The 1,972-nt window shown below is 41.2% G+C and carries 2 protein-coding genes and 1 pseudogene; all 3 read left to right on the forward strand.

The annotated features are described in order from the left end of the window. Positions 1–311 (forward strand): BMP family ABC transporter substrate-binding protein (locus FC20_RS09415; protein WP_156402973.1); only part of this gene is annotated, 311 nt, incomplete at its 5' end. Positions 312–349: 38 nt separating this feature from the next. Beyond that, a complete protein-coding gene (locus FC20_RS10950) occupies positions 350–1,243 on the forward strand; it encodes an SLAP domain-containing protein (protein WP_236697669.1) in 894 nt (297 codons plus the stop codon). Between the two features lie 479 nt (positions 1,244–1,722). Then, positions 1,723–1,972, forward strand: a pseudogene (locus FC20_RS09425) (BMP family lipoprotein); the annotation flags it as partial.

The raw sequence follows: 1,972 nt of genomic DNA on the forward strand, positions 1-1,972 counted from the left end.
TTTGGGTAATCGGTGTTGACGTTGACCAATCCAACTTGGGTAACTACACTTCAAAGGATGGCAAGAAGAGCAACTTCGTCTTGACTTCCGTTTTGAAGGGTCTGGACGTTGCTGTTGAACGTTTGGCTGAAAAGGCATACCAAGGCAAGTTCCCAGGTGGCAAGCACTTCGTTTACACTCTGGAAGGCAACGGTGTTTCCGTAACTAAGGGCAAGATCGACTCCAAGACTTGGACTAAGGTTCAAAACGCTCGTAAGCAAATCTTGGCTGGCAAGATCAAGGTTGCCGACAGCGTAAGCGACTTGAAGTAAGCTCAAACAGCAGATTTTTAAGAGGCACTCATCATTCGATGGGTGCCTTTTTGCTTTACCTTAATGTTATAATTATTATTGAGAAAGCGTTTTCCAGTGAGGTGATAACCATGCTCAAAAGACTACGTAACACATTGCTTGCCTTAACTGCCCTACTGGGTATTACGGCTTTATTTGCAAACACTGTGCAAGCCGCATACGATACGCCCTATTTAAAAGGCCAAGTCGTTTTGAAGTTAAATTGGAACAGCTATGTCTATGACCGCTATGGCAACCGGATGCCTTGGTTCAACGGACTTTATGGTCCCCTCGGCTATCTAAAGAAGGGCAGTTACGTCTATACAACCAGAAAAAAGGTTGAACGGACCAACAAAGATGTTCGCTATTATTTCCTCCATGGCACAAAAATTCATACCTATGAAATTGACAAAAAATACTGGCTGCCTTACAGGAAAATCAACGGCCACTATTTTTACTACATTGGCCATGGAGCCTACATTAAAGCCAGAAACGTTTCAGAGATCAACAACCATTCTCAATATTCAAATGGCGAAAAAGCCATGATTGATGAAACTGCATACACATTTAAATTTAACAGCAAAACCAAGAAGATCACCAATCTTAAAAAGAAATATAAATACAGTGATTATGTCATGGTCGACGGCCTTAGACAATTCTCCGCTGATGATGGATCTCCTTGGCGGGATGCCGACCAACCATACTATGCGCGTTTAAAAGGTAGCGGTCATGGCTATACAGGAACGTATATCCTTTTGGGCGATTTACGAGATAAAGATAGCGATATGTTTTTTTGGGATATCGAAGAAGATAACCATCCTAACTATCGAATCAACATACTCGATATCAATTGGCAAGAAAGTAATAAAACAGCTGAGAAAGCTAAGGCACAAAAGAGTAAGCAAGACAACTGATCCGTACTAACAAGTCACCTTATCGTGACTTGTTTTATTTTTCGAACAAATGTCGCCTTGGTTAAACTTACATAATCTCTACGAAATTTCCTGGTAATCTTTAATTAACTAACTTTCCTGATTCATTAATTTTGCCAAGAACACAAAGGCACTCATCATTCGATGGGCGCCTTTTTCTTAACTGTTATAACTTGCAGCAAAAAAGGCAGCCTCGCGGCTGCCCCAGATTAGCTAACTTTCCTGATTCTCTAATCTGCTGCTAATTGTATAACAACTGTCTAAAACTTCCCAGTCCGGGAACTGGTCTATACAAAAGCGTTGATTCGTTCGTGAATCAACCGCTTTCTCATATTTAAAAAAGCTTTTTTGAAAAAAATGCCTAAAAAAACGAATATTCTACTCTTTTTTACTTGCTTTTAGCCGAATTTAATGGTATCTTAAATATACAAATGTTCGTAAATGAAGAGGAAGTAATCGATATGCGTTTCAACTACAAGAAATTGGTTGCTATCGGCGCAACCACCCTATCAGTCGCTGCTGTTTTAACTGCTTGCTCCGGCAAGAAGTCTAACTCTACTGCCAACAAGGACACCAAGCACGGTGTTGCCTTGATCACTGACAGCAACGGTGTTGACGACCACTCATTCAACCAAGCTGCTTGGTCTGGCTTCAAGGACTACGGTAAGGAACACGGCCTTAAGCAAGGCAAGGGTGGCTACCAATACTTTG

Source organism: Lactobacillus equicursoris DSM 19284 = JCM 14600 = CIP 110162, assembly GCF_001434815.1.
GTDB classification, from domain to species: Bacteria; Bacillota; Bacilli; order Lactobacillales; family Lactobacillaceae; genus Lactobacillus; species Lactobacillus equicursoris.